We start from the raw sequence: 25,311 nt of genomic DNA, 5'->3' as shown, positions 1-25,311 counted from the left end.
GTCTTAGTTTTATGATTGTAATACCGATTAAATTTTTATTTTGACGTTTGCCGAAGTTATATTGCCGCTTAATTTGAAGGGGGTATTCACTTATCGTATCCCCGAAGCCATGGCTTCTATGGCAGTGGAAGGGATGCGTGTTTTGGTTCCTTTTCGGGGGCGGAAAATTTATACAGGGATTATTCTGCGTCTGCATGATACGCCTCCGGAGGATTTTTCGCCGAAGGAAATTATTAGTTTCTTGGATGACGCTCCCCTCTTGCCTCGTCAGCAACTTGACTTTTGGCTTTGGCTTTCGGCGTATTATTTATGCAATATCGGTGAGATTTACCGTTTGGCGTTTCCTTCTTCTTTGAAATTGGAAAGCGAGACGTATTTGAAATTAAAACCGAATGTTCGGATTGAATTTGAGCTTTTGGATGTCAATGAAACCTATCTTATTCAGGCATTGGAGGTTCGCCAGTTGGTGAATCTGACGGAAATAGAAGCTTTTATTCCCAAGCGGGACATTATAGGAACGATTAATTCGCTTCTTTCGCTTCAGTATATCGAAATTGACGAAAAAGTCGCGGAAAAATACAAAGCAAAAGAAGTGGCTTATGTCCGTCTCGGTCCGAATTACGAGGCGTCCGAACTTTCTCGGCTATTGGTTCGGTTAAAACGCTCGCCGAAGCAGCAGGAATTATTTTTGACGGTAGTAGAAAAACTGACGGAGCATCCGGAAAATCCTCTCCGGAAATCTACTCTTTTTGAGGAGGGGGCCTTTTCTCAGTCTCAATTCAAATCGCTTTGCGAAAAGGGGTTGTTGGAAGAATACCACCTTCACAAGGATCGGTTGGAGGCTTATGAAGGGGCAACGGAAGCGTTGGAGACTTTAACGGAAACGCAATCGGAAGCAAACGAAAAAATGACCCGTGCCTTTGCTTCGGGAAAAAATGTTCTGTTGCATGGCGTGACGGCATCGGGAAAGACGCATTTGTATTTGGAGCAAATCGAAAAAACACTTAGCGAAGGAAAGAACACGCTTTTGCTACTGCCAGAGATTGCCCTAACCAAACAAATTCTTCAAAGGCTGGAGAAAAAATACGGTAAGCAAATTGGTTTTTACCATCAAAAGTTAACCGATTTTGAACGGGTTGAAGTTTGGAAAAAGATAAAGAACAACACGTTTAAGGTGGTGGTTTCCACCCGAATCGGACTGTTTTTGCCTTTTGAAAATTTGGGACTGGTTATTGTGGATGAAGAACACGATTCGGCCTATCGTCCCAGGGAGGCCAGTCCTTATTTCAATGGTCGGGATGCGGCGATGGTTTTGGCAGAAAAATACGATGCCCGTTTGCTTTTGGGCTCAGCCACGCCTTCTGTTGATTCTTATTATTTGGCAGAAAAAGGTAAACTCGAAAGGGTTTATTTGGGCGAACGTTTCGGGCGGTCGGCTTTACCCGTGTATGAGCTTCTTGACTTTAAGGAGGCACAGGACACCAAAAAAGTAAACGGAAATTTCACCTTGTCGGCTTTGGAGGAAATGAAAACGACTTTGGAGCATCGGCGGCAGATTATGGTTTTACATAACAGAAGAGGGTACGCCAATGTTGTGGAATGCGAAGGATGCGGTTACGTGACGTATTGCTCGAATTGCGATGTGGTGATGACTTACCATAAATACGTGAACGAATTAAAGTGCCATTACTGCGGTCATAAATCTTCCAAGCCGAGAAATTGTCCGAAATGTAATTCGGAAAAGCTTAATACGAAAGGAATCGGAGTGGAGCAAATTTATGAGGAAGTTGGTCGGCTGTTTCCCGATGCGGGCGTGGATCGAATGGATGTGGACAGTATGCGAAGAAAATTTGCCTATGAAAAGCTCTACGAAAAGATTGAAAATAGGGAAACCGATATTATTGTGGGCACGCAAATGATGGCCAAGGGGTTGGATTTTGAAGCGATTGATTTGGTGGTGGTTCCTCGGGCGGATCAGATGTTATATGTTCAGGACTATCGGGCGGAAGAAAGGGCTTACCAGCTGATTACCCAAATTTCGGGAAGGGCGGGGCGGAGCTCTGGGCTTGGTCGGGTGCTGATTCAGACGTTTAATCCGACCCATTCGGTTTTTCAGTTGATTAAAGCCAGCGATCATCGTACGATTTACGATTATCTTTTGGAGGAACGCAAAAAATTTCATTATCCGCCTTTCACGAAAACGATACTAATTGAATTAAAACATCGCAAAGAGGATAAAGTGGATCGTGCCTCTCAGTTTTTGGGTTCGGTATTGCGGAAATACCTTCCCATCGAGTGCATTTTGGGGCCGGAAAAAGCACCGATTGCCAAAATTAATCTGATGTATCACTATCAAATTCTTTTGAAACTGCCACGTGGAAAACGCTATACTCTTTTCAAGAAGGAGGTGGTTCGTGCGCTGGCGGAATTCGACGAGATTACGGGGTATCAATCCGTGAAAAAGAATATTTATGTTGATTTTTAACGTATTTTAACATAAATTCTGTTATTTTAAAAGAGGCTAATGCTTTGACTTTCAAAATAATTTATACTTTTGAACGTTCGGAATAAAGAGAAACGCCATATTGAGATTTTTTTTAAGGGGTTTCACTTGCCGTAATAGAGTCAAAACCAATGAAAAATATTAGACATTATATTTCAATTTTTGCCATTGTTTTATCGGGAGGGCTTTCGGCGCAGTCCGGGAGTATTCCGACTCATTATGCTTCGATGTATGAAAATCAAGCTAAGGCGTCTTCCTCGGTAAAAGAATCGGAAAAATACACATTGAGCACTAAGGACGAAATTGATATAAACATCAATCGTCTGATGAGCGATCCCGTGCTGAAAAATGCCAATTGGGGCTTTGTTATTTACGACCCCAAAACTCAGAAGGTCGTTAGTGCTTATAACGAGAACGAAGCTTTTGTTCCGGCATCCACCACGAAACTTTTGACCACCGATACGGCGCTTTCGCTTTTAGGTCCTAAATTTCGATGGATTACCCAGTTGGAATATTCGGGAAGCCTTAATCCCGATGGGGTTTTGGAAGGCAATCTGTATATTGTGGGAAGTGGCGATCCTTCATTGGGAACGGGTAAAGCCGGAGCGAGCAACTATACTTCTCTTTTGGCCGATTTTGTTCAGGAGATTTCGGCGAAGGGGATCAAAAAAATTACCGGTGATATTATCATTCAGACGGCGGTATTCAAGGAAAACAAACGTGCTACCCTTCCGGAAAACATTGTTTGGATGGAGCACGGAAGCTATTATTTACCGGTAGGAACGACAAGGAATATCAATCCCAGAAACGAAAAATTAACCAAAAAGAACAATCCGTTTTCGGATGACAAGTCTTATTTTTACGTTTCGCCTTATATCCACCAGCTTGTTTATGCCGATAAATTCGAGGGCGAATGGGTGGACACCAAACTACCCGATGCACCGAGTTATTTGGCAACGAAACTCAGGGAAAGCTTGATAAAAAAAGGGATTGCAGTAGCCGGAAAGGTAACGCCCAAAATGGTGGATCGCGATCCTGAAACCCGAACGTTAATTACACTTTATCGTTCGCCGTTGCTCAGTGATATTGTGTATGATACCAATCAAAGGAGTGACAATGCTTTATCCGAGTCTTTGCTTCGGATGGTGGGCTTCCAGAAGCAGGGCGACCAAACGTTGGAGTCGGGTCGGGCGGTAGTCACGGAGAATTTGAAACAAAAGAATTTTGATACTTCGGCTTTGGTTTATGTAGACGGAAGCGGACTTTCGAGAAGCCATCGGGTAACGCCGATGGCTCAGGCCCGGTTTTTGGCAGGAGAAATGAAAGAGTCTTATTATAAGGATTTTTTTAACTCTCTGCCGGTTGCAGGACAGACGGGAACCTTAAAGAAAATGTTTTTTGGAGAAGGCTACGGTCAGATTTTTGCCAAGACGGGAACCTTAAATAAGGTAAAAACGCTTGCCGGATATATTAAAACGCGTTCGGGCAAAACGCTTACCTTTTCTTTGTTGATCAATAATTATGCAGGATCTGTGGATCAGGTAAAAAAACGCATGGAAGAACTTTTGGAGCCTGCAGTCAATTTATAGAATTAAAATTAGGAACAAGGAACTCCGTACGTTGTTTAACGTGCGGAGTTTTCGTTTTTAATATCTGAGGGTTTTTTGTAAATTGGGGGCTTGTAAAAAACAAAAGAATATGATTTCACAACAGTTTATCACTCATCTTCGTAATGAGTTGCAAAATATTGATAACGAAGGGCTTTATAAGCGAGAGCGAATTATTACTTCGTCCCAATCGGCAGAAATTATGGCGAACGGAAAGCGTCTTCTTAATTTTTGTGCTAACAATTATTTAGGATTGTCCAATCACCCTGAGGTGGTAAGAGCATCGCAGGAAATGATGGCTACCCACGGGTATGGGATGTCTTCGGTTCGCTTTATCTGTGGAACTCAGGATATTCACAAGACTTTGGAAGAAAAGATTTCGGCATTTTTGGGTACGGAAGACACCATATTGTATGCGGCTTGCTTTGATGCGAACGGAGGGGTTTTCGAACCTTTGTTTACGGAGGAAGATGCGATTATTTCCGACGAACTTAACCACGCTTCCATTATTGACGGAGTGCGACTTTGCAAAGCGGCCCGTTACCGTTATAAAAATAATGACATGGCAGATTTGGAGGCTCAACTTAAAGCGGCCAGCGAGAAAAAACATCGCTTTAAAATCATTGTAACCGATGGGGTTTTCTCAATGGATGGGATTGTCGCGAATTTGAAGGGCGTCTGCGATTTGGCCGAGAAATACGATGCTTTGGTGATGGTGGACGACTCTCATGCTACGGGATTCATCGGTAAAACAGGGCGCGGAACCCATGAAGCCAACGACGTGATGGGTCGGGTGGATATCATTACTTCCACTTTGGGTAAGGCTTTAGGTGGGGCTTTGGGAGGTTTTACTTCCGGCAAAAAAGAAATCATTGATATGTTGAGACAACGCTCAAGACCTTATCTTTTTTCCAATTCGCTGGCACCGGGGATTGTCGGGGCGGCCATCAAGGTGTTGGATATGTTGGCGGAGGACACTACACTGAGGGATAAGGTGATGGCTAACGCCGAGTATTTCCGTACGCAGATGAAGGCCAAAGGGTTTGATATTCCCGATGGCGATGCGGCGATTGTACCGGTGATGCTTTACGATGCGCCTCTGTCTCAAAAAATGGCAGAACGGCTGATGGATGAAGGCATCTATGTTATAGGCTTCTTTTATCCGGTGGTTCCTAAAGGCAAGGCCAGAATCAGGGTTCAGTTGTCGGCGGCTCATACGAAAGAGCATTTGGACAAGGCCATTGCGGCGTTTGAGAAAGTAGGGAAAGAGTTAGGCGTTATCGGATCATGAAAATGAAAGGAAGGCTTTTATTTCTTTTTGTTCTTCTTTGTAGCGGGATGCTTTTGGCCCAAAAGAAAAAGGACACGTTGGTCTTGGACGCCGAGGACGAAATCAAAATCGAATCGTTGCCTTATTATAACTTTGGGAAAGGCGTTGGGATGACTTCTCCGGACAGCTTGTTTCAGATGAATATCCGCTTCCGCATGCAAAACCGAATGGAGGTTTTGAGCGAGAACAACGAAGTCTCTTACGAAGCTATGATTCGGCGCTTACGGCTTCGTTTGGATGGCTATGTGGGGAATCCGAAATTCTTGTATGTGATTCAATTATCCTTTGCTCCCAAGGATGTGGGGCCTTTGGAGGACGATGGCGATTTGAACGTCATTCGGGATGCGATGATTTTTTATACGCCGAATAAGTCTTGGAGTTTCGGTTTTGGACAAACCAAACTGCCTGGAAACCGTCAGAGGGTAAATTCGTCGGGGGCTTTACAGCTTACGGATCGTTCGATTAACAATGCCATTTTTAATATTGATCGGGATTTTGGGATTCATGCGTATTACCTCAGAAGTCAAAATCCTTATGATTTTGGATTTAATATTCGTACGACAGTTTCTACAGGAGAGGGGCGTAACTGGACCAAGACGAAGGATAATGGACTAGCTTATACCGGTCGTTTAGAAATTTTTCCTTTCGGAGCTTTCAAGAAGGGCGGGGAGTTTTTTGAAGGGGATTTGATGAGGGAGGAAACCCCGAAGCTTTATTTGGGAGCCACCTACCATTACAACCAGCACGCGCGGCGTACGGCGGGGCAACAAGGGAGCCTTTTGTATGAGCCCAAGACGATGTCTTCGCTTTTGGCGGATGCTTTGTTGAAATACAACGGCTGGGCATTGATGTCTTCGTACATGAATCGCCGGACACCGGGAGCTTCTCCGATAGCGGTAAACCCGAAGAACCTTTTGGAATCCAATTTCGTTTACACTGGCCAAGGGTATGACACGCAGTTGAGTTATGTTTTTCCTAAAAATTGGGAAATCATCGGGCGGTTTTCGACTTTGAATCCTCATGATGACGTCTTTCGATTTATGCCAAAACAAAAGCAATATTCTTTGGGATTGACGAAATATTTATGGGAACACGCTTTTAAAGCACAGTTGGAAGTTTCCAAGAATGACTTCAGATATTACGACGGAACGAAGAGGGATAATTGGTACCTTCGTTTGCAAATCGAGATGGGAATTTAACTCTAAAACAAAATCCTGCGATTATTTCGCGGGATTTTGTTTTTCCTGAACGAATGGGTATATTTATTGCTGTGTCCTTTCTTTTAAAATCAGAACAAAATGGCAACAATCAATCTTTATTTGAATTTTAATGGCAATTGCGAAGAAGCGTTTAATTTCTATCGTGAAGTCTTTGGTGGAGCGTTCACTTACCTTGGTCGTTTCGGCGAGATGCCTTCCGGTGAAGGAATGACGGTTTCGGAAGAGGATCGAAATAAAATCATGCACGTGAGTTTACCAATCGGCTCTACGGTATTAATGGGAAGCGATGTCGGCGGCGAGTGGGCTCCTTCTTTTTCCCAAGGAAATAATTTTTCGGTTTCGGTAACTCCGGAAAGTCGGGAGGAAGCCGAGGCGGTATTTTCAAAACTCTCCGAAGGAGGTTGTGTAACCATGCCTTTGGGAGATACTTTTTGGGGGGCTTATTTTGGCATGCTTACCGATAAGTTTGGCATCAATTGGATGGTGAATTTTGAGGAAAGATAATTATGAGGGAGTCATTGAGGCTTCCTTTTTTTAATCTTTTTAAATACGAAATAAATTCGGGGTTATGCTTTTGATTCATACGATTGAAACGCCTTTGGGGAAAATGACGGCTTGTGCCGACGAAAAGGGTATTTGCCTTTTGGAGTTTTCGGATAAAGCAACGTTGGTGCAAAGTTTAAGTGCGATTCAAAGCCTTTGGCGGAGTGAGTTGGCTGAAGGAAAAAGTCCTTATTTTTCACTTTTGGAAGCAGAACTTGAAGAGTATTTTGCCGGACGGCTCCGTGAGTTTTCCGTACCGCTTTCTTTGGCCGGCACGGATTTTCAGCGAGAGGTTTGGGCGGCTCTTCAAACGATTCCTTACGGTTGTACGATAAGTTATCAACAGCAGGCTCTAAATATCGGACGTCCTCAGGCGGTACGAGCGGTAGCCAACGCTAACGGGCAGAATCGTATTTCCATTCTTTTGCCTTGCCATCGGGTGATTGGCCGTAATGGGCGGTTAACGGGGTATGGGGGAGGCCTTTGGCGAAAGGAAAAACTTTTGCAACTGGAAAAAGCGGTTTTGTTTTAAGGAGTTCATTCAAAAGGCTCGTTATTTGCAATAGTCCTTTGGATGGTAATTTTAAAATTTTAAGAAAATGATAAAAAATCCAAAGAATAAACGGTTTTGGACGGAGGGTAACGGGAAAGATTTTCTCGATTGGGCTGGCATTTCCGAAAATGAACTTCAGGGAGGGTATTCCACCGATTGGTTTTACCGCTATGATGAAGAAATGGACGCTTTGGTGAACGGATGGATGAAAGACGGGCGTTTTTCTACCATTATGAAATCGTTGCATGGACAAGCATCCGAAAGCGAGCTTCCTGAGGATTACACGGCGTTCAAAGCTAAGCTAAGCCTAGTTCCCGAATGGTTGGATAAAGATTTATTGGCCGAAGGATGCCGACTATCGGAACGAAGCGGGCTGGTGGGACTGCTGGTATTGAGGGATTTTGCCCTTTTGGGAGGCTACTATTTTGCGAACCTCACTAAACCCTTGGTTGCTACGGGAGCTTTGGAAAAAGGAGCAGTTCACCGTCTTTATAATACGCTAGGATTTTGGGTGGATGTTTCCCGAAGTTCGCCCGAAGCGAGTCAAATTCGTTTGGATGCCTGTCTTAGGACCAGGCTGATTCACTCGGCTTCACGGGGAATGATTCTTGGGAAGTTTCCGGATTGGGAAGACGATCGTTATGGGATTCCGATTAACCATGCCGATATGATTGCTACGCATATCGCTTTTACGGTTTATTTTTTATACGGCTTGGAGCGGTTGAATTTTAAATTTTCGGCACGGGAGGAAGCCGGCATTTTTCACTTGTGGAAATACGTAACTTATCTTTTGGGCGTCCCTTTAGAACTGATTCCGACCCATCGGAGGGAGGCGGTTTCCTTTTTCTACTTTTGGACGCAGTACCAAGGAGAGCCGGATGAAGATTCCTTAAAGCTTGCAGAGGCTCTTTTGAATGAAAATACGGCGGTAAATCTCCTTAAACTGGAAGTCGTCAAAAGAAACATGGGGTACATCCATAAAAGTATTTCCAACTTCTTAATCGATCCGGGGGTGAAGAATGCTTTGGGGATTCCTCCGGTACAGTTTCGGCAGGTTATTCCTAACGCTATAAAATTGAGTAACGATTTTATTCCTCCGGGGGATCAACAGAGGCAGCAAGGCGACAAACAGCAGCGCAGCGTTCTGTCGGATTACCGCACGGCGATTCGCTAAAAGAAAAAAGGGGAATATAAAGTTCTTCTTTTAAATCTCCGTAAAAAAAACTATTTTTGTGCATCTAAATAAAAGTAAATTTAATTAATGGATGCCTATAAGAACCCGTTGGAAGAGCGTTATTCCAGCAAGGAGATGCTTTTTAACTTTTCACCGGACAACAAATTTCAAAATTGGAGAAAGCTTTGGATCGCCTTGGCAGAAATCGAGAAAGAACTGGGGTTAGACATCACGGACGAACAAATCCAACAGCTTAAAGATCAAGCCACTAATATTGATTATCAAAAAGCCGCTGAATACGAGAAAAAATTCCGTCATGATGTGATGGCGCACGTGCATACGTATGGTGACGTCGCTCCTTTGGCTAAAGGGATTATTCATTTGGGGGCGACCTCGGCTTTTGTGGGGGATAATACGGATTTAATCCAGATTAGAGACGGTTTACTTATTATCCGTAAGCAGTTGGTTAACGTCATCAAAAATCTTTCGGACTTTGCTTTGAAGTATAAAGATTTGCCGACGCTTGGGTTTACTCATTTTCAGCCGGCCCAGTTGACGACGGTCGGTAAACGGGCGACTTTGTGGCTTCAATCTCTTATTTTGGATTTTGAGGAGCTTGAATTTTTCCTCGAAACGCTCCGTTTTCGAGGGGTTAAGGGAACCACGGGAACGGCCGCCAGCTTTTTGGAGCTTTTTGGTGGGGACTATGCCAAGGTGAAACATTTGGATAAGGCTTTGTCGGCTCGCTTTGGGTTCGATAAGGTTTTTGGAGTTTCGGGGCAAACTTACGATCGGAAAGTGGACGCCAAAGTGGTTGCTTTACTATCTAATATCGCGCAATCGGCTCATAAATTTACCAACGATTTGCGGCTTTTGCAAAATCTTAAAGAAATTGAAGAACCGTTTGAAAAAAATCAAATTGGCTCTTCGGCAATGGCTTATAAGCGAAATCCGATGCGCTCGGAGAGGATTGGAGCTTTGGCGAAGTACGTTATGTCACTTTCGTCCAGTTCGGCGATGGTGGCTTCCACGCAATGGTTTGAAAGGACGTTGGATGATTCGGCCAATAAGCGGTTGACCATTCCACAGGCGTTTTTGGCAGTGGATGCAATTCTTTTGATTTGGAATAACATTATGAGCGGTTTGGTGGTGTACGAAAACCGTATCAACAAGCATATCATGGAGGAACTTCCTTTTATGGCGACCGAGTACATTATTATGGAGGAGGTTAAGGCAGGAGGCGACCGCCAAGAGATTCATGAAATTATCCGTCAGCATTCCATGGAAGCCAGTAAAAAAGTAAAAATGGAAGGCAAGGAAAACGATTTATTGCAACGTATGATGAACGATGAGCGCTTAAGAATGGATAAAACCAAAATCATGGAAGTTCTGGATCCTAAAAACTTCATTGGATTTGCTCCGGTTCAGACCGAGGAATTTATCCGTAACGAAGCGCAACCGATTATCGATCGTTATGCGCATGAAATCGGCTTGGAAGTGGATCTGAAAGTTTGATTTAATCGTTTCGTGCAGTCTTGTCGGCTGCACTTTTTAATTAAGAACCAAGGCAGGGCGTTAGCCTAGTATTTCAAAAAATAAACATGAGCAAAAGACTATTTGTAGAGAAAAGAGGGTTGTTTGACGTGGAAAGCCCTAAGGTTTTCAATGAGATCAAAAACATTATTCCCCATATCCAACAGGTTAAGGTTTATACGATTTATGACGTTTTTGGCGTCAGCGACGAAGAATTTGACAAGGTTCTTCATACGACTTTCGTGGATCCGGTAACGGATTTGTTCCATCGGGATAACCCGGCACAGTCGCTTTATTTTGCAACGGAATACCTTCCGGGGCAATACGATCAAAGGGCTGATTCGGCACAGCAGTGCATTACCCTTTTGACGGGGAACGAGTGTTCGGAGGTTCGGAGTGGGAAGTTGATTGAACTCTTTGGAATCGACAAGGAAGATTTGGCTCGGGTCAAAGATTTGCTCATCAATAAAGTCGAGAGTCAGGAGAAGGATTTGTCGGTTTTGGAAGTGCCTAAACAAGAGACTCCCGAAGCGGTTTTGACTTACGAAGGATTTAAAGATTTTTCTAAAGACGCATTGGCCGAGTTTTACCAAGCCCATGGCTTTGCGTTTGGACTGGATGATTTGGAACACATCCAGCGTTACTACCAATCCGAGGATCGGGATCCTACCGAAACCGAACTTAAAGTTCTGGATACTTACTGGAGCGATCACTGCCGTCATACCACGTTCGAGACGGCTCTTACAAATGTCCGCTTTTCGGGAGAGTATCAGGAGGTTTTAGAACGTATTTTTGAAGATTATAAGGCGAAACGCGCTTTTTTGGGGCGGGAAAATCGTCCGATTTCCCTGATGGATTTGGGGACAATTTCGGCGAAATATTTATATAAAACCGGGGCACTGGATAATTTGGTGGTCTCGGACGAAATTAATGCGTGTACGGTTGAGATTGAGGCCGAATACGACGGAAAGAAAGAGCCATGGTATCTTTTGTTTAAAAACGAAACCCACAACCACCCCACGGAAATTGAACCCTTTGGTGGGGCGTCCACTTGTTTGGGTGGGGCGATTCGGGATCCTTTATCTGGTCGGGCTTATGTTTATCAGGCCATGCGTTTGACGGGAGCGGCGGATGTTTTGGAACCGGTCTCCCAAACCCTTCCGGGAAAACTCCCTCAAAGAACCATTAGTAAGCAGGCGGCCAACGGGTATTCCTCTTACGGTAATCAGATTGGTCTGGCAACCACAATGGTAAATGAAATTTATCACGAGGGGTATAAAGCGAAACGGATGGAAGTCGGTTTTGTGGTAGGAGCAGTGCCAAAAGACTGGGTAAAAAGGGAAAAACCTCTGCCGGGCGATGTGGTTATCGTTTTGGGAGGCGCGACGGGAAGAGATGGGGTAGGCGGTGCGACGGGAAGTTCTAAGGAACAGGATGAAACCTCCATCCATACGCTGTCTACGGAAGTTCAGAAAGGGAATGCAGTGGAAGAGCGCAAAATCCAGCGTCTGTTCCGTAACCCGGAAGTAACCCGTTTAATTAAAAAATCGAACGATTTCGGAGCTGGTGGAGTTTCGGTCGCCATTGGTGAAATTGCAGAATCTTTGGAAATTCACTTGGACGTAATGCCTCTGAAATACGATGGGCTTAACGGAACGGAACTGGCGATTTCCGAATCTCAGGAGAGAATGGCGGTGGTGATTGAGGCAAAGGACAAAACCCAATTCATCGAGTTTTGTCAAAAAGAGAACATCCACGCTTTTGAGATTGCTAAAGTAACCGACAGCGGTCGGATGCAGATGTTTTGGCAAGGACAGAAAATTGTGGATTTGAGTCGTGCATTTTTGGATACCAACGGTTGTGCCAAATCCCAATCGGTGGAAGTGGCCCACCTTAAAAATGTAACCTCGTCCCATCTTCCTTTCAATAAAGCTAATTTCTTGGCGTTGCTTCAGGATAAAAACGTGGCTTCGCAGAAAGGGCTGGTCGAAATGTTCGATGCTTCCGTGGGAGGAACCTCCGTGGCGATGCCTTACGGCGGACGTTATCAGGAAACCTTAATGGAGGGAAGTGTACAGACGCTTCCGGTATTGCACGCTTGCGATGTAGAAACGGTTTCGATGGCTTCTTGGGGCTTTGATGCGGAGCTTTCCAGCACCAACTCCATGATCGGAGCGGCCAATGCCGTGGTGGAAAGTGTGGCAAAAATCGTGGCTATGGGAGGCGATTATCGAAATATCCGCCTGAGTTTTCAGGAATATTTTGAAAAATTAGGACATCACGACGAAAAATGGGGCAAACCACTGGCTTCCCTTTTAGGAGCCTACGATGCCCAAATGAATTTTAAACTGGCTGCCATTGGCGGGAAAGACAGTATGAGCGGATCGTATCAGGAGCTGAACGTTCCTCCGACGCTTATTTCGTTTGCTTGTGCTCACGGGCGCAAATCCGAGGTGGTTTCGCCCGAGTTCAAAAAAGCAGGAAACCGAATTTACCTATTCCACCATCAGGCGAAAGCGGACGGCATGCCGGATTATGACCGATTGAAAGAAGCTTTCGAGGGCATTTACAACGGAATTAGAGAAGGGAAAATCGTATCAGTTAAAACCATTAAACAGGGGGGAGTAGCGGTTGCCTTGGCCAAAATGGCTTTTGGAAACGGATTGGGAGCTGATGTGAACCTGGAGGAAAACCTTCTTTTGGAGAAAGCCATCGGTTCCATGATTATGGAAGTGAAAGGCGACTGGGATGGAAGAGGATGCCGTGAAATTGGTAGAGTCATCGAACAAGGCTCTCTGAACATTAACGGAGAACTCTTTGATATCGAAGAGCTTAAAACCGCCTATAAATCCACTTTTGAACCTTTATTTTCCACGAAAGAAAAAGACAAAGTGGTAGTCAATTTGGACGAAGCTCTTAACGGAAAAACGCAAAAAACGGTGTATATCGGCTCGCACGGCTTGGCCAAACCCAAAGTTTTTGCTCCGGTATTTCCAGGAACCAACTGCGAGTACGAAACCCAAAATGCGTTCAGAAAAGAAGGCGCAGAGGTCAGCAGCCTGCCTTTAGTCAATCTGAATCCCCAAAGGCTTAGTGAAAGCATCGACGCTTGGGCCAAAGCCATTGACCAATCTCAAATTCTCGTGTTTTCGGGAGGGTTCTCTGCAGGAGATGAGCCGGACGGTTCGGCAAAATTCATCGTTAACGTTTTGAAAAACGAAAAAATGAAAGCGGCAGTCCATCGTCTTTTGGAAAGAGACGGTATGATTTTGGGAATTTGCAACGGCTTTCAGGCTTTGGTGAAATCGGGGCTTTTGCCTTACGGGCAGATTCGCGATTTAAATGAGCATTCGCCAACATTGGCACACAATGCCATTGGACGACATATTTCCCAAATGGTTCACGTAAAAGTAGTCAACGATGCTTCCCCATGGCTGAAGGGAATGAAAAATCAGATTTACACCATTCCTATTTCGCACGGAGAAGGACGCTTTATTGCCAATGAAGCAGTTTTGAGTGAGCTCTACCAAAAAGGACAGATTGCTACACAATACGTTGATTTGGAAGGCAATGTGGCTCACGGTATGCCGTTTAACCCGAATAATTCGTTCTTCGGAATAGAGGGAATTACCAGCGAATGCGGCAAAATTTATGGCCGTATGGGACATCCGGAGCGCTACGCCGAAGGTTTACTGAAAAACATTCCCGACGCCAACTACCACAACATCTTTAAAAACGGAGTGGATTACTTTAAGTAATTCTATTAATCTTAAAAACCAAAGAAACGGAGCATGATCGCTCCGTTTTTTGAAAAGAATGAACCCACCAAAAAAAGCATCCTTTTTAGGATGCTTTTTTAATCTCATATAACTAACAACCACGAAACATCAGATGGTGGTTCTTTTCCGAATTCATCGGCTTAGCGATAACCAAATTTCGGATACTATTTTTCGGGTTCGAATAGAATGATAGCTTTCCCCCTTAATACTTCTCAACCAAATAACGGTAAGCTTTCAGGTATTTGTTAAACCGCTTCAGGTCTTTTTCCGAAAGAGGTTTGTTCAGACGGCGCAAATCCATATTGTCCCTCAAATCGTTTATTTTCACGGCAACGGCTAAGGGCGACGCTTCAATCCTTCTGATGAAATCGTCGTAAGGTTCGTCTTTGTCGAGTTTGGTAAGGCACTTTACCGCAAAAAGAATGTACTCGGGAAAGCCTTCGCTCCGAAGGTAGTCGAAATCGAAATCTTCACAATCTTCCACCACGTCATGCAACGCTCCAACAATTTTTTCGTCCAAAGTTTTGCCGTAATGGGTAACCCGCATGACATGGCCGATATAGGGTGCATCGTACTTGTCGGTTTGTCCTTTGTGGGCCTTATCCGCTATTTTTATAGCTTTATTTAGCAATGCTTCTTTTGTCATAACCAAATTATTGGTGCAAAAATACTAAATCCCTTCAATGCCGATGGTTTTTCATGGATTTTATTTGGGGATTAAAAACCTGATTTTTTACCATACCTCGTTTTTTGTCCCTAAGAAAGGCAAAACAAGCCTTGTAAAAATTTGGTTTTCAAATTCGCATATTAAATTTATAGAACGTATTTTTGCAAGGCTTTCTGTCTTTTTGCCCCAACCGGAAAAAGCGAATGCAAAAGATTTTTCAACTTCAAAATCTTGTTTTTCAACAGATTGAATTTTTATGAAAACAATACAGAATATTCTTATTTCGACCCGAACCATGGCGGTTCTTTTTGTCGTTTACGCTTTTGCAATGGCGTATGCCACTTTTTTGGAGAATGACTACGGAACTCCTACGGCCAAGGCTTTGATCTACGAGGCCAAGTGGTTTGAATTGGTGATGCTTCTTCTAATCCTAAATTTCGTGGGAAATATCGAACGCTACCGTCTTTGGCGAAAGGAAAAACTGCCGGTACTTATTTTCCACTTGGCTTTTGTTTTTATTTTTGTCGGAGGGGCGATCACCCGTTATATCAGTTACGAAGGGCTGATGTTGATACGCGAGGGCGAAACCTCCAACGAAATCATCACGGATAAAAACTTCTTCAAAATTCAAATTGAAGAAAAAGGGGAAGTGCTTAATTATCAAGATATTCCTTTTATGATGGTGCCGGATGTGGCAAGGGAAAAATCGATTATTGGTCGTTTGCTTCCTCACCGCTTCAATGCCAGCTACGACTACCACGGCAAAAAGATTAGCGTGAAACAACTGGCTTATGTTCAAAGGAAAAAGGACAGTCTTATTGCGGATAACAACGGGACGGAATACCTGCATTTCGTCTACGCCGGAGATAACGGAAGGGTGGATTACTTTTTGAAAAGTGGCGAGTCCAAATCCATGAAGGGAACTTTGGTGAGTTTCAATCGTCCCATTGAGGGGGCCATCGAATTCAAAAAAGGAGAGGATGGAAAATTGTATATCAAAACGCCTGTTGATGCCAATTATATGGTTATGGCAACCCAACAGAACGGCGAGGTGAAAAAAGAAGAATACCAACCTTTGAGCCTGCGAAGCCTCTATACCATTGGCGATAATCGAATTGTGGTTCCGGAAGGGCTTCGGAAAGGAACGCTAAAAGCGTTTGAAGGCGATAAAAAGAAAGACCGGGCATTACCGGATCAGTTGCTCGTAGAGGTTCAGGGGCCTGTCACAAAAACCCAAGTGGAACTTCCGGTTGAAAAAGGGAACCCCAATCTTTTTAAACAAATTACACTGGACGGAATGAACGTCATGCTGGGATTCGGACCGAAGGTCTATCATACACCTTTTGCCCTGAAGCTGGATGATTTCGTCATGGAAACGTATCCGGGAAGTTCGTCGCCGAGTGCTTACGAAAGTCATGTTCAAATCATTGATGAAGGAAAACAAACTCCCTACAAAATCTATATGAACAACGTATTGAATCACAAAGGGTATCGTTTTTTTCAAGCCAGTTTCGACCAAGATCAGCGGGGGACCCACCTTTCCGTCAATCACGATTGGTGGGGGACTTTAATCACTTACATAGGGTATTTCCTTCTTTTTGTTTCGATGTTTGTCATTTTCTTTTGGAAGGGAACACACTTTTGGAAACTCAATTCGATGCTTAGAAATTTAAATAAAAAGAAGACGGTTACGGTTTTGGCACTGCTGATGTCCTTGGGAATAGGAGCGCAGAAGATAGAAACCCACGGCACGCACGACGGAAGCCGCGACCATCAAAAAATCACCGAACAGCCTGCGGAAGGAATGCACAGGCACGCCGACGGAACACTGCATGCCGATAGTGCACATAAGACGGAAGAAAAGGTGAAATCGGAAGCAAAATCGCAAAATTCGGTGGCACGCTCCATGGCGGCTATGCGGGTAATTTCGCCGGAAGAAGCCATTGCCCGAAACAAAATATCAAAAGAACACGCTGAAAAATTCGGCTATCTTTTGGTTCAAAACTACGAAGGACGTATTGTTCCCCTTAACACGCAAGCCTTGGATGTATTGCGAAAACTTTACAAAAGGGATAAGTTTTACGACTCCAAAAAAGACAAATACCTTACGGCGGAACAATGGTTTCTTTCCGTCAATACCGACGCGCCGAGCTGGGCTATGGTTCCAATGATTAAAATCGGCGACAAAGGCGGAGAAGAACTAAGAAGAAAGACCAAAGCCAACGAAGACGGATACACCAGTCTGATGAACCTATTTCCGTCCGATGGCAATGGAAACCTAAGGTATGTTTTAGAGGAGGATTATCAGGAGGCGTTTGCCAAAAAACCTGCCGAACAGAGCAACTACGATAAAGAAGTTATTAAGGTGAACGAGAGGGTTCAGATTTTTAATGAATTTTTCAGTGGTCAGCTCATGCGTATCGTTCCGGTGAAAAACGACCCAAATTCTACGTGGCACTCTTGGTTGGATAAAAATTTTGAGCCGGACATGGAGGCTCAGAACGTGATGGGGCCTTATTTTTCGTCCGTATTGGATGCCCAACAGAGCGGCAACTGGGCAAAGGCGGATAAAGAATTGGAAAAGCTTTCTCAGTACCAACAAACCTGGGGAAAAAATGTGGTTCCAGCCAAAAGCAAAGTGGATCTGGAAGTTTTCATGAATAAAGTTGACATCAATTTTAAACTGTTGATTTTCTATACCTTTATCGGAGGGCTTTTGGTTCTTTTGGGCTTTATCGAATTATTCCGTCCTAATAAAATGCTGAACAAAATCATCAAAGGGCTCATTGCGGTGGGATGCATCGGCTATGTGCTTCAGTTTTTTGGACTAATCGGACGGTGGTATATTTCGGGACACGCGCCTTGGAGTAACGGTTACGAAGCCATTGTATTCATTTCCTGGGTGGGGATTACCGCCGGTTTGGTTTTGTATAAAAATGCCAATGCTTTAATTCCGGCTTCGGGTTTTATGGTAGCCGTGATTATGATGGGATTTGCACACGGAGGTTCGGCGCTCGACCCTCAAATTACCCCTTTGGTCCCCGTGCTTAAATCGTATTGGTTAATTATCCATGTGGCGATCATTACGGCAAGTTACGGTTTCTTCGGACTGTCGTTTGTGATTGCTGTTCTGTGCTTGATTTTCTATATTTTGGCGGATAAAAACAACTTTAAACGGCATAACGAAAGTACCATTAAGGAATTGACCATTGTTTCCGAAATGTCTTTAACGATAGGACTGTATGCCCTAACCGTGGGAACTTTCCTTGGAGGCATTTGGGCTAACGAATCTTGGGGACGTTATTGGAGCTGGGATCCGAAGGAAACTTGGGCTTTTATTTCGGTAATGGTTTATGCGTTTGTATTGCATATGCGTTTGGTTCCGGGGCTGAGAGGCCGATGGGCTTTTCATGTGGCTTCCATGGTGTCCATCAGTTCGATTATTATGACCTACTTCGGGGTAAACTATTACCTTAGTGGCCTGCACTCCTATGCAGCGGGCGATCCCGTTCCTGTGCCTTTATGGGTTTACCTCGGTGCATTGGCAATGGTGGTATTGGCTGTATTTTCCCGTATTAAATTTAATGCGAACAGCAAAAAGACCCCCTAAATTGTTTGAGGCAGTTAGATTGAGCTAAACCGTAGCCGCATCAAAAGATGCGGCTACGGTTTTTTACGTGGTGTTTCGGCTCGTAAAGTTAAACCAATCAAGGGAAAAACCTTCTAAATTAAAATTAAGAAACTAAACCGAAGATTTTTCTGAAAAAAATAAATCTTTACGCAATCAAAGAAATCCTTAATTTTGCGCAAATTTTCTCGAATTGAAAAATCTTTTTAAGCGTTCTTCCATTATTTGGCTTCCTCTGACGGCTTATTTTCTTTTGGTGGCAGGAATAGTCGCTTGGAAAGATCCGCAATTGCTGCTGTCTCCGTCAATAATGGGAAATCGGGCTCTTTTTTTGGGAATATTCGGTTTTAGTTTTGCTCTGCACCAAAGGGTAAGTTACCGGCTTTGGGCTCTGCTGACGGTTTTATTGGCCTATGCAGCTTTGAGTGTCTTGTACAAAGAAACGGCATTACTCAATCGGTTGTTTTTACCTTCGGTGGATCCGATGCTGATGGCTTGGGACGAAAAAATTTTCGGAGAACAACCGGCTCTCGTGTTTTCGCAAGTGCTGAGTCATCCTTTTTTTAGTGAGATGATGTATTTCGGGTATTTTGCTTATTACCTTATGCCGGTGGTTTTGCTGTTTTACCTTTACCGGTATCGGCCTGGGCTTTTGGAATCGTTTGGATTTTTGGTTATTGCGTCTTTTTTGTCGTATTATGTTTTCTTTATTTTCGTTCCTGCTTTCGGGCCTCAATTTTTTTTCCCTTTTCCGGAAAATCAAATTCAGGCGCACGGAATTTTCGGACGGATTATTAAATTAATTCAACAAAACGGAGAAGCTCCCACGGCTGCTTTCCCCAGTTCGCACGTGGCGGTGGCGGTTATTATACTGCTTTGGGTATGGACCCACAAACGGGAATGGTTGTTTTACTTTCTGCCGGTTGTCGTTTTGCTGATGTTTTCTACGGTATACATCAAAGCGCATTATTTCGTGGATGTGGTAGGGGGACTGGCAAGTGCTCCCGTAGTGTATTATGGGCTTACCCGTTTATTAAAAGGATTAAGAAAGAATGAGTATTGAAATAAGAGAAGTTAAAAGCAGGAAGGATCTGCATACGTTTGTTTATCTACCGGAAAAAATTCACCGCCGTCATGCGTCGTGGATACCGCCTTTGTATATGGATGAAAGACGTTTTTTCGACAAGAGCAAGAATCCTGCTTTTCAGCATAATGCCACGCTTCTTTTGTTGGCTTACCGCGACGGAAACCCCGTAGGCCGTATCATGGGGCTCATTCCGAAAGAGTACAATGAGGCAAAACATCAGAAAACCGCCCGTTTTTCCTATTTTGAATGCAATGAGGATCGGGAAGTGTTTAACGCATTACTTTCGGCGGTGGAACGATGGGCTTTGGCTCAGGAGAGCACGCTTATTGTCGGACCGATGGGCTTTTCGGATAAAGAGCCTCAGGGCTTTTTGACGATGGGCTTTCAGGAAAAAACGATGATGGTTACCAACTGTAATTTTCCTTACATGGTGGATTTTATCGAGGAAAGCGGGTATGCCCCGTATGTCGAACTTTGCCAGTATGAAGTGCCTATTTCGGAAGGGGTTCCCGAGAAATATGCGGTCTACAGCAGCCGTCTGCTTGAGCGAATGAATTTTCAAATTCACGAATTTACTTCAACCCGACAGATTCAGGCGTTTGTTCGTCCGGTGTTCAATTTGATTAATGCCACTTATACTGATATTTATGGTTTTGTAAAAATATCGGAAGAAGAAATGGATGATTTTGCCCGTCGCTTCATCCCTTTGCTCAATCCTAAGTTGGTTAAAATCATCACTCATGGGGATGGTGAGCGAAATGTGGTTGCTTTTGTGATTGCCATGCCGGACCTAAGCGACGCGGTGAAAAAGGGAAGAGGACGCTTGTGGCCTTTAGGGTGGTACCATCTCCTGCGAGCGTTTAAAACGTCCAAGCGTTTGGTTTTACTGCTTGGGGCAGTAAAGAACGAGATGCAGGGCAAAGGATTGGATGCCATTTTAGCAGTTAAGCTGATTGACTCGGCTAAGGCTTTGGGCTTTAACATGATGGACAGTCATTTAATTATGCGCGAAAACACAAAGATGCGTCGGGAAATCGAGCGTCTTCAGGGGTACCGTCTTTATAAAGAGTACACCATTTTCTCCAAAACGTTGGTCTAAATTTTATTTCGTTCTGAAATCCAAATTATGAAACAGCATGACCGAGGCGGTATGAGCCATGGTCAGCGTAGAAGAAGAAGGGGCTTTTTTTAACATATTGAGGTAACCGATTTGCAAAGACAGGGTAGGACTGAAGCGGTAACCTATGCCGATGGTGTAACGGTTTTGGTTGAGCCGAAAATGGTTTTTGATGGTTTTCCCGGCATCGTAAAGCACCTCGTTGGAATTGAAAACGTAGAGTTGGGCTCCAGATTCCGGAAAATTCTTCAGGGGGTATCTCACTTGGACAAAATAACGGAAGCGCCAGTTAAAGAGGTAATCGTCGGTGCGCTGGTGATGGGTTACCTGCTGACGGAAACGCGCATCGTACCTCAGGCGGTGCAAAAACCCGAATTTTCCCGATTGGTGGTTTAGCGTAGTTTGCCCCCACGGTCGGTGTTCATTTCGGCTGGGGTCGGGAGATTTTGCGGGCGGATAGAGCCACAAATGAGCGTATCCCAAAGAGGTGCTTCCTTTCAGATTTTCGCCAAGCGAAAAGTGATAAATTGCTCCCGTTCTTAAAATAAGAAAACTATTAGGGACGAAATGAGCGTCGTTCAATAGACTTATTCTCTCATTCATCCGACTTTGATTGATGTAGCCCACCCAAGCCTGATTTTCGTGGATAATGTCATCCTGAGCCTCCAAACGAAGACTGGCCAAAAGAAGGCAAAAGACTGAAACGAAACGGAAATTCAACGTCACGATAAGGCAATGGGATGGTTTAACACCGCAAAATTAATACTCCGACTTAGCGGTGCCAAAATTTTCGGGATGGGATATGTCATTTCTTTATTTTTTTCCTCTCCGAGAGAAATTGCACGAAATCAAATAATACGTTATTTTTGGCTAAAATTAAGACGAAATGAGATTTTTAATGCGATTGGGGCTCACGGCGGTATCGGCTTATCTGCTTCAGATGGTTTTATCGGGAGTTCACTTTGACCGTTTTTCGACGGCAATTGGTTTTGCTTTGGTATTGGCTTTTCTCAATGTAGTGGTTAAGCCGTTGTTAAAAATCGTGGGGTTTCCTATTACGGTTTTCACGTTGGGCTTTTTCCTTTTGGTGATTAATGCTTTAATCGTTTTGATTGCCGACTATTTTGTGATTGGGATGCAGGTGGATGGCTTTTGGTGGGCTTTCTTTTTTAGCATTTTGTTGTCGTTGATTACTTCGGCTTTGGAGTCGCTTTTGCTTGGAGAGAAGTAATTTTTTAGAGTTTTATTTAATTGTTAAACTAAAAATCCTTTTGATATGAATTTAAAACATGCCATGGTGGCTTTGGCGGCTCCGTTGATGGTAGAGGCGCAGGAGGTGATGACACCGGAGGTGCTTTGGTCGCTTAACCGAATGAGTGTTTCGGCGGTTTCACCGGACCAGTCTTCGTTGATTTACAAAGTCAGCCGTACGGATTTGGCGACCGAAAAATCCAAGTCTACTAATTTTCTGTTCGAGGTGGCAACACGTCGTTCTTCGGCCTTGGATTTAGGAAAGAAGAGTTTAATCCAATGGGATAAAAACGGTTTGTACGCCAAAGAAGGGGATCAAATTTATCTTTCCAAAGATGCGGGAAAAAGTTGGGAAGCGTTTTACACGCTTCCGGATGCGGTTGAAATCAAGATTTCTCCGGACGGAAAACAAATTGCCTTTAGTCGGGAAGTTCAGGTGGAAACGGTCTATGGAAAGGAAAAATATGGGGATGTACCTCATTCTACCGCTCAGATTTACACGGATTTGAATCACCGCCATTGGGACCGCTGGAACGAGGGCCGATACAATCATGTTTTTGTGGTTGGGGTTTCTCAGCCGGTTTCTTTGGCCAAGGATCTTTTGGAGGGGAAAGCGTGGGATTCGCCTCAGCGTCCTTTCGGGGGCAGTGAAGATTTTGTCTGGAGTCCGGATTCTTCAGAATTGTTGTATGTGGTTAAACCGCTAAGCGGTGCGGCTTACGTTCAATCGACCAATACGGATATTTTTGCCTACCATTTGGCTTCGGGAAAAGTGCGTAATCTTACGGAGGAAAATAAGGGCTATGATAATCAGCCAATTTTCAGCCCCGATGGAAAGTACCTTCTTTATACGTCGATGAAAAGGGACGGTTTTGAGGCGGATAAAAACGACATTAAACTCATTGACTGGAAAACGGGTCGAAAATCGAACCTTACCGAACATTGGGACGAGAGCGTAACGGGAGGCTTGGCTTGGAGTTCAGATTCCAAAACGATCTATTATACGGCGGCTTTTCGGGGGACAAAGCAATTGTTTTCACTCAGTCCTTCGGCTAAGAAAATAACGCAAATCACGAAAGGGGATTTCGATGTTAATGCGATTTATGCCGATTATAAAAATACGCTTGTGGTTTCCAGAAACGACATGAACCATAATGCGGATTTATTTTCGGTTAACCTTAAAGGCGGAAAAATGGAGCAGGTAACTGCGGTGAATGCGGAAACGTACGCGAAGATTAAACCTTCTAAAACCGAACTCCGCATGGTTGAAACCACAGACGGCAAATCGATGGGGGTTTGGTTTATTTACCCGCCCGATTTCGATGAAACCAAAAAGTATCCTACGTTAGTATATTGCCAAGGAGGGCCGCAGTCGGCGTTGACCCAAACGTTCAGCATCCGTTGGAATTTTGCCTTGATGGCTGCTCAAGGGTATATCGTGGTGGCTCCTAACCGTCGAGGAATGCCGGGCTGGGGAACACAGTGGAACGAAGCGATTTCCAAAGATTGGGGAGGGCAGCCGATCCGCGATTACCTTTCGGCGACGGACTATGCCAAAACACTTCCTTTTGTGGACGGCGACCGTATGGCGGCCGTCGGAGCCAGCTATGGAGGCTACAGTGTGTATATGCTTGCGGGCGTGCACGGAAACCGTTTCAAATCGTTTATTGCACATAACGGGCTTTACGACATGAAGTCTTGGTATGGAACGACTGAGGAATTGTTTTTTGCCAATTGGGATATTGGTTCACCTTGGGAAACGCCTACACCAAAGGCCTATACGGAATTTAATCCGAGCCTTTACAGCCAAAATTGGAACGCTCCGATTATGATTATTCAGGGTGGGTTGGATTTCCGCGTGCCGTACGAGCAAGGGAACCAGGCCTTCCAGACGGCTCGTTTGAAGGGATTGAAATCCAAATTCCTTTACTACCCGGACGAAAACCACTGGGTGCTGAATGCCCACAACGCATTGGTTTGGCAAAGGGAGTTTTTCGGATGGCTGAAAGAAACCTTATAATTTTATCATCGGATGTTTTAGGCATCCGATTTTTTTTGGGAAGGAGGGGAGGAAACCTTTGAAAAGGTTATTTTTCCTATTTTATCCGAAGGGCTTGACAATGCCCGTTTGATATTGTATCTTTGCCGCTTTATTTTTTAATATAAAATCCGTAAATTTTATTGCATGAAAACATCTGATTTTAATTTCGATCTTCCTGCGGAACTGCTTGCCGAGCATCCTTCCGAGCATAGAGATGAAGCTCGTTTGATGGTGCTTAACCGAAAAGACGAAACCATCGAACATAAACTTTTCAAAGACGTTATCGACTATTTCGACGAAGGGGATTTATTCATCTTCAATAATACCAAAGTGTTTCCGGCCCGTCTTTATGGCAATAAGGAAAAAACGGGAGCCAAGATAGAGGTCTTTCTTCTTAGAGAATTGGATCGCGAAACCCGGGTTTGGGATGTTTTGGTGGATCCGGCTCGGAAAATACGAATTGGTAATAAATTGTTCTTTACCGAGGACGAATCCTTGGTGGCCGAAGTTATCGACAATACAACTTCCAGAGGAAGAACGCTTCGATTCTTGTACGACGGAAGCTATGAGGAGTTCCGTGCCAAGTTGAAGGAGCTGGGCGAAACCCCACTTCCGAAATACATTAAACGGGCGGTGGAACCTGAGGATGCCGAGCGTTACCAAACGATTTATGCCAAGCACGAAGGAGCGGTTGCGGCACCTACGGCGGGGCTTCACTTTTCCAAACATCTGATGAAACGTTTGGAGATTAAAGGGATTGATTTTGCCGAGGTTACGCTTCATGTCGGTTTAGGGACGTTCAATCCTATCGAGGTGGAAGATTTGAGCAAGCATAAGATGGAATCCGAAGAGGCGATTATCGATCAGCTTAACGCGGAAATCATCAATAAGGCGGTGGAAGAAAACCGTCGGGTTTGTGCGGTAGGAACCACCACCATGCGGGCTTTGGAAACTTCGGTTTCGTCCAACAAGAAAATCGGGCCTTACCATGGCTGGACCAACAAATTTATTTACCCTCCGCACGAGTTCGGGGTGGCCAATGCCATGATTACCAACTTCCATACGCCGAAATCAACCTTAATTATGATGATTGCGGCCTTCGCAGGCAAAGATTTCGTCATGCATGCTTACGAGGAAGCGATTAAGGAGAAGTATAAATTTTATTCCTACGGGGATGCGATGCTCATTCTCTAACCGATAATGAGACTATCGTTTTAATAAAAAAGAAAAGTGGGTGTTGTTTTTTAAAACGACACCCTAATTTATAATTTTCCGTCC

At 44.2% G+C, this 25,311-nt stretch carries 18 protein-coding genes; 16 read left to right on the top strand and 2 right to left on the bottom strand.

Going from position 1 to position 25,311, the window contains the following annotated elements; genetic code table 11:
• Positions 1-40 precede the first annotated feature (40 nt).
• The 9 genes from priA (at position 41) to VQ048_RS03435 (ending at position 14,221) form a co-directional block, all read left to right on the top strand.
• Positions 41-2,485, top strand: coding sequence for a replication restart helicase PriA (gene priA / locus VQ048_RS03475; RefSeq protein WP_327610294.1), 2,445 nt, complete (start codon positions 41-43; stop codon positions 2,483-2,485).
• Between the two features lie 149 nt (positions 2,486-2,634).
• Positions 2,635-4,092, top strand: coding sequence for a D-alanyl-D-alanine carboxypeptidase/D-alanyl-D-alanine endopeptidase (gene dacB / locus VQ048_RS03470; protein WP_442872807.1), 1,458 nt, complete (start codon positions 2,635-2,637; stop codon positions 4,090-4,092).
• Positions 4,093-4,201: 109 nt separating this feature from the next.
• Positions 4,202-5,401, top strand: coding sequence for a glycine C-acetyltransferase (gene kbl / locus VQ048_RS03465; RefSeq protein WP_327610293.1), 1,200 nt, complete (start codon positions 4,202-4,204; stop codon positions 5,399-5,401).
• 2 nt (positions 5,402-5,403) lie between these two features.
• Positions 5,404-6,639, top strand: a complete 1,236-nt coding sequence (locus tag VQ048_RS03460; protein WP_327610356.1) for a porin — start codon at positions 5,404-5,406, stop codon at positions 6,637-6,639.
• 99 nt (positions 6,640-6,738) lie between these two features.
• On the top strand, positions 6,739-7,164 hold the full coding sequence (locus VQ048_RS03455) for a VOC family protein (RefSeq protein ID WP_327610292.1): 426 nt from the start codon (positions 6,739-6,741) through the stop codon (positions 7,162-7,164).
• Between the two features lie 64 nt (positions 7,165-7,228).
• The gene (locus tag VQ048_RS03450; protein ID WP_327610291.1) at positions 7,229-7,735 is read left to right on the top strand and encodes a methylated-DNA--[protein]-cysteine S-methyltransferase; all 507 of its coding nucleotides are present in this window, start codon (positions 7,229-7,231) and stop codon (positions 7,733-7,735) included.
• Positions 7,736-7,802: 67 nt separating this feature from the next.
• On the top strand, positions 7,803-8,930 hold the full coding sequence (locus tag VQ048_RS03445; RefSeq protein ID WP_327610290.1) for an oxygenase MpaB family protein: 1,128 nt from the start codon (positions 7,803-7,805) through the stop codon (positions 8,928-8,930).
• Between the two features lie 87 nt (positions 8,931-9,017).
• The gene (purB, locus tag VQ048_RS03440; protein ID WP_327610289.1) at positions 9,018-10,445 is read left to right on the top strand and encodes an adenylosuccinate lyase; all 1,428 of its coding nucleotides are present in this window, start codon (positions 9,018-9,020) and stop codon (positions 10,443-10,445) included.
• 86 nt (positions 10,446-10,531) lie between these two features.
• Positions 10,532-14,221: a phosphoribosylformylglycinamidine synthase gene (locus VQ048_RS03435; protein WP_327610288.1), complete on the top strand. Its 3,690-nt coding sequence runs from the start codon at positions 10,532-10,534 to the stop codon at positions 14,219-14,221.
• A gap of 223 nt (positions 14,222-14,444) precedes the next feature.
• Here VQ048_RS03435 and VQ048_RS03430 read toward each other — a convergent pair whose 3' ends face one another.
• Positions 14,445-14,888, bottom strand: coding sequence for a phosphohydrolase (locus VQ048_RS03430; RefSeq protein WP_327610287.1), 444 nt, complete (start codon positions 14,886-14,888; stop codon positions 14,445-14,447).
• 37 nt (positions 14,889-14,925) lie between these two features.
• Here VQ048_RS03430 and VQ048_RS03425 point away from each other — a divergent pair, with 37 nt between their 5' ends.
• The 4 genes from VQ048_RS03425 (at position 14,926) to VQ048_RS03410 (ending at position 20,723) form a co-directional block, all read left to right on the top strand.
• The gene (locus VQ048_RS03425) at positions 14,926-15,159 is read left to right on the top strand and encodes a hypothetical protein (RefSeq protein ID WP_327610286.1); all 234 of its coding nucleotides are present in this window, start codon (positions 14,926-14,928) and stop codon (positions 15,157-15,159) included.
• Positions 15,160-15,165: 6 nt separating this feature from the next.
• Positions 15,166-18,519: a c-type cytochrome biogenesis protein CcsB gene (gene ccsB / locus VQ048_RS03420; protein ID WP_327610285.1), complete on the top strand. Its 3,354-nt coding sequence runs from the start codon at positions 15,166-15,168 to the stop codon at positions 18,517-18,519.
• Positions 18,520-18,730: 211 nt separating this feature from the next.
• Complete coding sequence (locus VQ048_RS03415; protein WP_327610284.1) at positions 18,731-19,600, top strand: phosphatase PAP2 family protein; 870 nt, start codon at positions 18,731-18,733, stop codon at positions 19,598-19,600.
• A complete protein-coding gene (locus VQ048_RS03410) occupies positions 19,590-20,723 on the top strand; it encodes a hypothetical protein (protein WP_327610283.1) in 1,134 nt (377 codons plus the stop codon). The genes VQ048_RS03415 and VQ048_RS03410 overlap by 11 nt, the downstream gene beginning before the upstream one ends.
• A 3-nt stretch (positions 20,724-20,726) precedes the next feature.
• On the opposite strand, the gene VQ048_RS03405 is transcribed toward VQ048_RS03410, so the two are convergent.
• Positions 20,727-21,467, bottom strand: a complete 741-nt coding sequence (locus tag VQ048_RS03405) for a DUF2490 domain-containing protein (RefSeq protein ID WP_327610282.1) — start codon at positions 21,465-21,467, stop codon at positions 20,727-20,729.
• Positions 21,468-21,627: 160 nt separating this feature from the next.
• On the opposite strand from VQ048_RS03405, the gene VQ048_RS03400 reads away from it, so the two are divergent.
• From VQ048_RS03400 to queA, 3 genes are all read left to right on the top strand, one after another.
• Positions 21,628-21,972 carry a phage holin family protein gene (locus VQ048_RS03400; protein ID WP_327610281.1) on the top strand — a complete coding sequence of 115 codons (345 nt, stop codon included), beginning with the start codon at positions 21,628-21,630 and terminating at the stop codon, positions 21,970-21,972.
• A gap of 45 nt (positions 21,973-22,017) precedes the next feature.
• Positions 22,018-24,012, top strand: coding sequence for a S9 family peptidase (locus tag VQ048_RS03395; RefSeq protein WP_327610280.1), 1,995 nt, complete (start codon positions 22,018-22,020; stop codon positions 24,010-24,012).
• Between the two features lie 165 nt (positions 24,013-24,177).
• Positions 24,178-25,227, top strand: a complete 1,050-nt coding sequence (queA, locus tag VQ048_RS03390) for a tRNA preQ1(34) S-adenosylmethionine ribosyltransferase-isomerase QueA (RefSeq protein WP_327610279.1) — start codon at positions 24,178-24,180, stop codon at positions 25,225-25,227.
• Positions 25,228-25,311 lie beyond the last annotated feature (84 nt).

Source organism: Bergeyella anatis (genome assembly GCF_036016955.1).
GTDB lineage: Bacteria > Bacteroidota > Bacteroidia > Flavobacteriales > Weeksellaceae > JAYWXI01.
The sequence above is the reverse complement of the archived record's forward strand: the minus strand, read 5'-3'. Positions and strand labels throughout refer to the sequence as shown.